Origin of the sequence: Kaistella yonginensis (assembly GCF_030409525.1) — a bacterium.
Taxonomy (GTDB): domain Bacteria; phylum Bacteroidota; class Bacteroidia; order Flavobacteriales; family Weeksellaceae; genus Kaistella; species Kaistella yonginensis.
In genome coordinates this window covers 176,109-185,802 of the sequence record NZ_JAUFQB010000002.1, presented here as the reverse complement: position 1 = coordinate 185,802, position 9,694 = coordinate 176,109, and the positions used below count along the sequence as shown (strand labels likewise).

The window sequence follows — 9,694 nt, the reverse complement described above, 5'->3', positions numbered from 1 at the left end:
AAAATAACAAAAAGAATAACAAACCTATTATAAATAAGCAAGAGCGGAAACGAATCAAAATAAAATATACTATATCGTAGTACGGACAAGTTTTTTGAAAATGATCAACAGCTTTTATATAGTTTTAAAATTGTTGATATTGTCATTTTTGTTCACTCAATATCCGGATTTAGAAAAAGCATATAACTTAAGTGATGGCTTAAGAAACATTTACAATCAAAAAATTATAAAATCCGTCGCCACGTTAAAACTGGCGCATTGGTTTAAAGATGTAGAAAACGCAGGACTTAAATCGTTTACTACTATAGTCAGAACCATTACTCAACATTATAATGATATTCTCAATTATTTTATAAACAGAAGTACAAATGCATCTGCGGAATCCTTCAATGCAAAAATAAAAAACTTCAGATTACAACTACGAGGAGTGACAGATCGAAAATTTTTCTTGTTTAGATTAACACAGATTTTTGCGTAGTCCCCAAGTTTTGTGCGTGATCCTTTATTTAAAGCTGGGAAAAAAATGACAAAAAAAATCTCTTGGAAAACCAAGAGATTTAAAATAGAGCCAACTATGAGATTTGAACTCACGACCTCTTCCTTACCAAGGAAGCACTCTACCCCTGAGCTAAGTCGGCAAGAATTTAAAAAAAAATCACAAGCCGCTGTAATGGTTGTGATTTCTTAGAGCGGAAGACGAGGGTCGAACTCGCGACATTCAGCTTGGAAGGCTGACGCTCTACCAACTGAGCTACTTCCGCATTTTTGTTTCCAAAAATTGATGGTAAACGGTCTGCAAATTTACTATAAATTAACAGGTATACAAAATCTTTTTATGAAAAAATGTGGGGAGGGTAGGATTCGAACCTACGAAGTCGTAAGACAGCAGAGTTACAGTCTGATCCATTTGGCCACTCTGGAACCTCCCCAATTTTTATTTTCAATGAGCCTCCAGAGGGACTCGAACCCACGACCTGCTGATTACAAATCAGCTGCTCTAGCCAGCTGAGCTACGGAGGCAAAGATTTTAAAGAACTTCTTATCTGTTTTTGCGAGTGCAAATATAAGGTAGTTTATTTTAAATCTGCAAATATTTCGTAACTTTTTTTCTATTTATTTTTTAGGCAAGTTCTTTCTTCTTGATTAGCAGTTTTTTAGCTGCATCTGCGCAAAGATCAATACTCTCTTCAAAAGAGGAAGAAGTCTTTTTCACAACGATATCATCCCCTGGCACCTCTAATTTAATCTCTGCGGTCTTGTTTTCTTTTCCCCCGCCATTTTCTACTTTGAGAAAAACCTGACAACCATGGATTTTATCATAAAAAGTTTCCAGTTTATTGAGTTTCTTTTCTAAATATTCTTCAAGTGGTGCATGTGGAGTCAATCCTATTGACTGAACTTTAATTTTCATAATCTACTTTTTTTTCGCTCTAGGGTGAGCATTATTAAACACTTTCTTTAATTGTTCGATATTGGCTGTGGTATAAACTTGTGTTGAAGCCAAAGACGAATGTCCCATCAATTTTTTGACTTTAGAAATTTCAGCCCCATTTTCTAAAACATGAGTTGCGAAACTGTGTCTTAAAATATGAGGGCTTCTTTTCGTCTTCGAAGTGACAAGACCAAGGTAGGAATTTACCGCAGAATAGACAAATTTATCATTGAGTTTTTTACCCTTTTCACTGATGAAAAAGTACATGTTACTCGATTCCAAGGGGTTTCTTTTTGTTAAATAGAATTTGAAACCTTCCAAGAGCTGCATCGAGATCGGAATAATTCGTGATTTGTTTCCTTTCCCAACTACCTTAATTTCATTCTTGCTAAAATCGATATTGCTGAGTAAAAGGTTGGTGAGTTCTGCCTTCCGCATACCGGTTTGATACAGGGTTTCAATAATCAATTCTTTCAAAAAGTTTCCATTTTTAGGTCTAACTTCTAAGGATTGCAAATCCGTCATCTCTGCTGCTGAGAAAGGAATTTGTTTTTCTGCATAAAATTTTAAGGATTGAATTGTTTCCAGCGGCGACACTTTTACCTGGCCCACCTTTAACATAAAAACAAAAAAACTTCGCAAAGAAGATAGCTTTCTGTTGATGCTACGTTTAGAAAATTCAGCCAAACTTAAATCGGTCATAAAATTTCTAATGATTTTTTTATCGACCTTGGTGAAATCCTGATGTGATTCTGTTCTCATTAAAAAAACAGAGAAATCATTTAGGTCTTTACGGTAACTGGTTACCGTATGTGGCGAATAGCGCCTTTCTACTTCTATGTATTCTAAGAATCTTTCTATCATTATACCTTAACCAACAAAAAATCACTCTCCAAATATAAGTATTTGAAAAGTGATTTGGGTATTTTCTGAAAAGAAATTTTCTCTAAGCTTGCTCTTCGATGCTCAAGTTTCTTTGTTTGTAAGCTGCTTTGGTATTCGCTGCTCTCTTCACAACAGAAGGCTTATTGAATTGTTGACGACTTCTAAGAGCTCTGATAGTTCCTGTTTTGTCAAATTTTCTTTTGTACTTTTTTAAAGCTCTGTCGATGGATTCACCATCTTTTACTGGGATTATTAACATAATTTACATCTCATTTTGGATTGCAAAAATAAGATTTTTTTCTGAATTGACAAATTATTTTAGTATTTTTAAACTCAATAAAATAAAACAATGCAACCCGACTATAAAGTAATCAATGCTTCTGCTGGTTCCGGAAAGACTTACGCTCTGGTTCAGAATCTATTAGCTATCTGTTTAAAGTATCCTTCGCAAGCGGATAAAATTCGAAATATTCTCGCGTTGACCTTTACCAATAAAGCCGCCAATGAGATGAAGCACCGAATTATCGATTGGTTAAAAAAGTTTTCGCTGGAAACTTATGAATCCAATAATGATTTGATCAACATTGAGATTAAACTAAAAAATGAGGGTTTTACTATTCCGCTGAAAGAATTACACGAGCGTTCCAAAAAAATGCTGGATTATGTCCTCCACCACTACTCTACCTTAAATATCAGCACGATCGACAAGTTCAATTCTAAATTAGTAAGAAGTTTTGCACAAGAATTGGGTTTAGCTCAGAACTTTAATTTAGAAATTAATGCGGAGCCCTTTTTAATTGAAGCAGTAGATAAAATGCTGGAAGACATTGGTGAAGAAAATAAAATTTCTGAAGCTTTTATGGATTTTGTGAATTATACGCTGGATAATAATGACCGAATTGACCTGAATAAAACCCTTTATAATTCTGCTAAAGAATATGTTCAGGATAAACATTACTTTCAACTGAATGAAAATAAGAATTTTGATTGGGATGTTTATGAGCATACAAAAAAGAATTTGCGGAAAAACATCAAAGAGTTAAGAGAGGATTCCTTGAAAATTGCAGAACAGGCCATGACTTTGCTTCAAGAAAAAGACTTGAATGTTGGCGATTTTGCTGATGGTAAAAATGGAATCGGTGGGTTTTTTGAAAAGTTTATAGACAAAAAAATTCCGCTTTTATATGAAACCATTGAACAAGAATTAGCACGAGAAGAAAAAATTAGAAAAGGAGCTTCTTCAAAATCAAAAAATAGAGAAGCAGAAATTCTTGAAATTCTAGATTTCCTCTTGGACCATCGAAAAAAGATCATTGAAAATCATGTTGAAGCTGAAAAGAAAGAAAAAATTCTGAATGCCCTTCTTCCATTAAAAGTAAATAACGATATTCAGGATAAATTAGCAGAAATCGAGCAAGAAAACGATCTGGTTTTACTGTCGAAATTCAATGTTATGATTCATGAAAATTTACGTAAGGAGCCTACTGCTTTTATTTATGAAAAAATAGGAACGAAATTTTCGCATTATTTTTTCGATGAATTTCAGGATACTTCTTTACTGCAATGGCAGAATTTTTTACCGTTAAGAGATCATGCAATTTCCCAGGAACACATGAGTTTTACTTTGGTTGGTGATCCAAAACAGAGCATTTATCGTTTTCGTGGCGGCGATTCGCAACTGATGCTGGATATTATTAATCATAAAGAAAACGCACCAGTTAAAGCGAAAGTTGAAAACTTAGAAAATAATTATCGAAGTGCAAAAAACATCGTAGACTTCAACAATAAATTGTACGATTATATGTCGCAGTTTACGGAAACTGAGCACCAGGAAATTTTTGGAAAAGGCTCACACCAAAAGGCAAAATCAGATATGGAAGGTCGCGTGAGAATTAATCTTATCGAAAACGCCACCAAAAAAAGCCAGTATTATGAAAGTACCTCCGAGAAAATGCGGGATGATATTGAAACTTGTTTGGCGCAAGGTTTTCGGTTCTCAGACATTACGATTCTTTGTCGCGGAAACTTTGATATTTTTACTTTTTCACAATTACTGGGGAATCAAAAAGTAAATTATAAAGGAGATGATGTTTATATTAAAACGATTTCAGAATCGGGTTTAACGCTTAACTTATCATTGACTTTATTAGCATTGACCGAGTTTTTGAAATGGGAAGAAAATCCAAAAAACCTTCAGTTTGCGGTAAAAATGCTTTATTATTTAAAGGTTTTAGGTAGAATAGAAATGGATGATTTCAGCAATGAAATCATGGAAATATTGGCATTGAAAACGAAATCTAAAATGGAAGTTTCAATTTTTGAAAAATATGGCCTTCAACTTCAATCAAAGGATTTACTGCAACTCAATCTGTATAATTTCATAGAACATTTTTTACAAGAATTTTCTGTCAAAGACAAAGAAACCGATTTTCTTTTCAATTATTTAGAAATGCTTTTCGCTTATTCTCAAAATGCTGGATCTACATTAAAGGAGTTTTTAAAATACTGGGCAGAAGAGGCGAACAGCAAAACGATTCAAGCCTCAGAAAATGTTGATGCCGTTCAAATTATGACGATTCATAAATCAAAAGGTCTGGAATTCCCTGTGGTTCTTTTACCAATGAAAAATGCAGCCGGTTCGAAGAAAAGCAGTTATTGGTTTGAAACCAGCTCCGAGGAACTACTCAGTTCTGTGAATGTACATTTCTTCGACACCACTTTAGAAATATATGATCCAGAAATTGCAACATTTAATTATGAGAACTCTTATCAGGAAAAAATTGATGATTTCTGCTTGCAATATGTCGCTACAACCAGAGCAGCAGAACAGCTTTTTTTCTACATTGAGCAACCCAATAAAACGACTAATCATTTAGAAATTTATGACTTTCTAGCATCTAAAATACCCCGAAATGAAGCGGGTGAACTTCAATTGTCATTTGATTTATACAGGGTTTCTGCTGAAAATTTGAATAAGCAAACCGCGCAGAAAAGCACCGAATTTACAACAAAAGCGATTCACCTTACGATGGACAAAGATAAATATCCCGATGCGATTAAAATTGCAACGCCTACGAAAAGCTATCAAAACCGGGTAGAAAAAGTTAGAATGGGGATTTTTACGCACGAAATTCTAGCTCGAATCAATACGGCCAAAGATGTAGAAAAAGTATTAGAAAGTTATGTTTTGGAGGGAATCATTACCCATGAAGAGAACACTGAAATTAAGGACCGAATTTTCAACATCATTCATAATGAAAATTATGCTACCTATTTCAAAGAAAACCAAACCGTTATTAATGAAAAAGACCTTATGATTTCTGAAAACGGAACCTCATCAATTTACCGGCCAGATCGATTAATTGAAACAGAAAACGGAATGATTATCATCGATTTTAAAACAGGAGATCCGCAGAAAAAACATCAGTTACAATTAGATGAATATCAATCGGTTTTAGAAAAATTAGGTAAAAAAGTGATTCAATCTCAAATCATTTATGTTTAAAAATACCTGTCTCTTCGCCGAGACAGGTATTCAATTTTATAATTTCAAGGATTTATTTCTTCTTAACAGCGGTTACGACTTGTGCTTCCATTTTGGTTACATTATCATAGATCTGTTTAAAAGCGGGATAATACTCTTTCGGAAAAACAGAATCATCGATTTGAACTGTAGTTTCAACAGTCAATTGATTGCCGGTTTGTGTAACAACATAGCTGTATTGCAACGCACTATCTTCCGTGCGGAATTTCTTAGACTTGGGCACATTTTCAAATTCATAACCCTCTGGAAGGGTGATGGTTACTTTCTTTGCCCGATCATAGGCAGAATAAAATTCAATAGCAGCTCTTCTTGGCTCTGTTTGATCATAGTTGTGATTTTGCGAATAGAGAAAAAGCAGTGGATTAAAAACTAGTTTATTGCCTATATTGTCTACAAAAGTGTCTGAACTAAAATCAAAACTCGTTTCAAAATCATTGTTTGGCTGTAATCCATGTTTCAAATTTGTGAATGGAAATTTATACTCATCTTGGTAATTTTTTGCAAAAACCTTTTCGTCATCAGTATAATTTTCATTCGCGATCATGGCATATAATTTTGTGTCTCGGTCTGCAAAATGACCTTCAAAAGTTCCTTCTGGAGTCAATTTCGCGTTGATGGAAAGTAGGGTTTTGCTTACTTCGGGAAAAATTACATTGATCTGTTTCGCATCATCTTTAGACATTACGATTCCGTAATGGTTTAGGGCTCGGGGTGAAACCATGTTGATTTCCGTCAATTTAGAAGTTCCATCAAGTAGAAAAATTTTGCCACCTTCTGTAAAAGAGGCCAAAACAAAATTAAGTTGGGAAATCGAGGGATTATAAGCCAGCAACATTCCTCTTTTCACCGTTGACAAAACCACAGGATCAGCTTGAAAACCAGCATCTCTCAAAAGCATGGTTAAAAGAAGATTAATCTCTGCTGTATTTCCGATTCTTGTGGTCAGTAGGTTTTTAATTCCTTTATCTGTAAAGGTATCATCTTCTTTATTCCAGGTGTAGTTTTTTTGCACGAATTTTAGAATCGCATTTGCCTTTTCAATTTTACCAGTTATTGCTCCGATTTCTGCGGGAAGTACATTTTTTACCAGGTTTTCTTTTTTCAGTTGTAAGCCAAAATCGTCATGTTCATATAATCTTTTTTGAATATCCTTCCACGAAAGAGAATAGGATTTAAATACATTATTGAATAAAGTTGAATTAAGCTCTGCTTTAATACCTGTCTTATAATTATTATTATTCAACACAAATTTTTCATCTTTAAAAGCGGGAAGTTTTTCGTATGCAAATCGGTAGGTTTCATATTCACTACCATATAAAACTTTGGAGCCAGAATCCCGGAAATTTGGTGCTAAACTGCCTTTATAATTAATGGTATAACCCAGTGGTTTGGGGTGATCAAAAACATATTCCACATATTTCACCGGAATTTCTTCTTCAATCAGAATCCGTGGTGTAGAAGATAAAAATGGACTGTAAAGGGTATAGGAATACTCAACTACTGAGCCATTTTTCACATTAGCAAAAGCGAACTTGGTGACCGTATAGTTCTTATCTTCTTTAGACTTAAACTTTTCATCGCGCTCGATTTTAGTCGATACTTTTTTACCATTTTCCCAAGTATGGGTTATTGCTTTTAGATTGCTCAGGGTTTCGCGATCACCTCTACCGGAATCGTAAACAGCAATCTCATGATCTAAATAATCTCCAGCATTATCTTTATTATAAATTTTGACACGACTGACAATTTCTTGAGTTAAAAAACCATTGTAATCAATCATAAAATGTACAGACCGGTATAAAACTTCTGCGGGCGCATCGGCTTCAATTTTAGATTGGGTACTTTTCAAATCCTCATCAGACAGTTTAGGGTCATTTAGGAATTTGTGTTGGGAGTAAAGGACACTCGCCAAGAAGCATCCGATAAAAAGGATCCATTTTTTAATCATATTTTTGAGATTAAGATTTTAGTATTGTCTTTGGAGGCAGTTTTTTTTCTGAAATCTACGTAATCTTTAAATTTCTCTTTCGGATAAATTCCTTTCTTAATGGTTAAAATGCGCCGTACTGATAATTTATCGTCCTTTATTTTATAATTCAGGGCATAAGATCCAAATTCAGTTGAAAATTCTGCAGGTTCTGGGAGTTCGCCAAATTTATAACCTACCGGTGCGGTAAATTCAATTTCATAATCATCTTGAAACGGAAACGCTGTTTCGAACGGAAGTTTTCTCTCGGTATTGGTGGTAAAGGCAACCGCCTGATAAAAAGGCATTACTGGGAAAAATAAATCATTTCCAAGTTTTTTCGAAAACCCCTTCGCTTTCAAAATAAGATCATAGGTTATTTTAACATCATCTCTATTATTGACCAGATTATTAACAGCGACTTGATCAATTTGCAGGTTATAATGTCTGCTTTTCAGGGCTTCTTGAATTTCATCATTTTTAAGACTGAATAAACGAAGGTTCAAATCATACTGTCCACCAGTAAATTCAAAAAAAGCACTTGAAGTTATTGTTCCATCTTCAGCCAATTGCACTTTCGCAGATAAAAACTCTTTACTTTCTTCGGGTTGATAAACGGGCGTATCGATAATTTTAATACCGTTTTCATCCACGGCCAAAACATTTCTATTGTGCGAGGAATATGAAAGATGGTTAAACGCAATCCGTTGTGAAGTATTTTCTAACCATATCGGGTTTTTCTCGTTAGGAACCATTAAAATCACATGATTTCCTGATAATTTCGGAAAATCTTTGTCGAAACTAATAACAGAATCATCGTTGTAAATGACGGCATAATAAGAAGGAATCCCTGCTGCGGTTAATAAAGTGCGCATATAATTGGTGAGTGCTTTGCAGTCTCCGTATCCTTTTTTGCTAACTTCAGCAGCGGGCATGGGTTGCCAACCACCAATTCCCATGGCAATCAAAACATATCTGGTTTTGTTTTGCATGTATTGGTAAAGTGTTTTAACTTTATCAGAGGTAGTACCCGTGAGCTTAAGCGCGGCAACTTCCGCAGTAATTTCGGGTGTGATTTGTGAAACAGGGTCGATCAATTGATGGTAATACCATTTCCCGAAACTGTTCCAATCCGTAAGATTCCCTTCTCTTTCGGCAAGTGAAAATTTCTCGGGCGAGAATTCTACAGTCGGAATTAAATATTCTAAACTTGGTGATAAATCTTCATGTACAATTGCGGGAATATTTTGGTAGGAATACTTCCAGACATTTCCTTCTTTAAACTCCACAACTTTACCCAAAGTTTTATCATTTATTTTTGTTCGAATTGCAATTCCTGAATTATTGGTCACGCTAAAATTACTTTTCTCTAAGGCTAAATTATAAGAATTAAACGGTGAAAACTTACTGAGGTAAACCGTGTTAGAGGTACTTGTATCATAAGTGGTTCTGAGGGTAAAAGGATATTTTGTAGAAATTGTTCTCAGCACCAAAATTCGATCATCTACGTATAATCCTGCACTAGGATTATTGGTATAATCTGAAAAATCTTTCTTCGCAAAAGTTTTAATTACCTTTCCGGCCGCATCAAACATTTCAACTTTGATGTTGTTCACTTTTGTGGTTGGATTGTACGGGATTAAGACGGTTGAGTAAGAATCACCAGCGGAACTTATGATGGTCACCACATGGGTTTCTTTGATGGTCATATCATTGACCGATTTAAGCATATAATCTTCAGAGTGTTCTCTAATAATTGCATTTGCGCCAACCAGAAGATTTTCTGGTATGTTGGCTACTGCATAATCTTGCGCCAAACTCCACAATGATAAAACGGTGAAGCACAGTTGGTAGATTTTGGTCATCC

At 34.7% G+C, this 9,694-nt stretch carries 7 protein-coding genes and 4 tRNA genes; 2 read left to right on the top strand and 9 right to left on the bottom strand.

The genetic code is table 11. The features are described from left to right. Nucleotides 1-139 precede the first annotated feature (139 nt). Entirely contained in the window at nucleotides 140-478 is a 339-nt protein-coding gene (locus QWY78_RS00885; protein ID WP_290215777.1) for a transposase, read from the top strand. Nucleotides 479-566: 88 nt separating this feature from the next. Here the strand turns inward: QWY78_RS00885 and QWY78_RS00880 are convergent. From QWY78_RS00880 to rpsU, 7 genes are all read right to left on the bottom strand, one after another. Continuing rightward, nucleotides 567-638 (bottom strand) — tRNA-Thr (locus tag QWY78_RS00880). 50 nt (nucleotides 639-688) lie between these two features. After that, nucleotides 689-761, bottom strand: a tRNA-Gly gene (locus QWY78_RS00875). Nucleotides 762-846: 85 nt separating this feature from the next. Continuing rightward, nucleotides 847-929: transfer RNA gene (locus tag QWY78_RS00870), tRNA-Tyr, on the bottom strand. Nucleotides 930-946: 17 nt separating this feature from the next. Further along, nucleotides 947-1,020, bottom strand: a tRNA-Thr gene (locus QWY78_RS00865). Between the two features lie 100 nt (nucleotides 1,021-1,120). Continuing rightward, on the bottom strand, nucleotides 1,121-1,411 hold the full coding sequence (locus QWY78_RS00860) for an HPF/RaiA family ribosome-associated protein (RefSeq protein ID WP_290215776.1): 291 nt from the start codon (nucleotides 1,409-1,411) through the stop codon (nucleotides 1,121-1,123). A gap of 3 nt (nucleotides 1,412-1,414) precedes the next feature. Further along, complete coding sequence (locus QWY78_RS00855) at nucleotides 1,415-2,296, bottom strand: tyrosine-type recombinase/integrase (protein WP_290215775.1); 882 nt, start codon at nucleotides 2,294-2,296, stop codon at nucleotides 1,415-1,417. A gap of 82 nt (nucleotides 2,297-2,378) precedes the next feature. Beyond that, nucleotides 2,379-2,576: a 30S ribosomal protein S21 gene (rpsU, locus tag QWY78_RS00850; protein ID WP_133439727.1), complete on the bottom strand. Its 198-nt coding sequence runs from the start codon at nucleotides 2,574-2,576 to the stop codon at nucleotides 2,379-2,381. Between the two features lie 90 nt (nucleotides 2,577-2,666). Between rpsU and QWY78_RS00845 the strand changes: the two genes are divergently transcribed. Further along, the gene (locus QWY78_RS00845; protein WP_290215774.1) at nucleotides 2,667-5,822 is read left to right on the top strand and encodes a UvrD-helicase domain-containing protein; all 3,156 of its coding nucleotides are present in this window, start codon (nucleotides 2,667-2,669) and stop codon (nucleotides 5,820-5,822) included. Nucleotides 5,823-5,874: 52 nt separating this feature from the next. On the opposite strand, the gene QWY78_RS00840 is transcribed toward QWY78_RS00845, so the two are convergent. Beyond that, nucleotides 5,875-7,809: a DUF3858 domain-containing protein gene (locus tag QWY78_RS00840; protein ID WP_290215773.1), complete on the bottom strand. Its 1,935-nt coding sequence runs from the start codon at nucleotides 7,807-7,809 to the stop codon at nucleotides 5,875-5,877. Continuing rightward, complete coding sequence (locus QWY78_RS00835; RefSeq protein ID WP_290215772.1) at nucleotides 7,806-9,692, bottom strand: DUF3858 domain-containing protein; 1,887 nt, start codon at nucleotides 9,690-9,692, stop codon at nucleotides 7,806-7,808. The genes QWY78_RS00840 and QWY78_RS00835 overlap by 4 nt, the downstream gene beginning before the upstream one ends. Nucleotides 9,693-9,694: the final 2 nt, after the last annotated feature.

What these genes read in the sequence shown, in the direction of transcription:
- rpsU (WP_133439727.1), bottom strand. Translation starts at nt 2,576, where the DNA reads ATGTTAATAATCCCAGTAAAAGATGGTGAATCCATCGACAGAGCTTTA.
- QWY78_RS00845 (WP_290215774.1), top strand. Translation starts at nt 2,667, where the DNA reads ATGCAACCCGACTATAAAGTAATCAATGCTTCTGCTGGTTCCGGAAAG.
- QWY78_RS00860 (WP_290215776.1), bottom strand. Translation starts at nt 1,411, where the DNA reads ATGAAAATTAAAGTTCAGTCAATAGGATTGACTCCACATGCACCACTT.
- QWY78_RS00840 (WP_290215773.1), bottom strand. Translation starts at nt 7,809, where the DNA reads ATGATTAAAAAATGGATCCTTTTTATCGGATGCTTCTTGGCGAGTGTC.
- QWY78_RS00855 (WP_290215775.1), bottom strand. Translation starts at nt 2,296, where the DNA reads ATGATAGAAAGATTCTTAGAATACATAGAAGTAGAAAGGCGCTATTCG.
- QWY78_RS00835 (WP_290215772.1), bottom strand. Translation starts at nt 9,692, where the DNA reads ATGACCAAAATCTACCAACTGTGCTTCACCGTTTTATCATTGTGGAGT.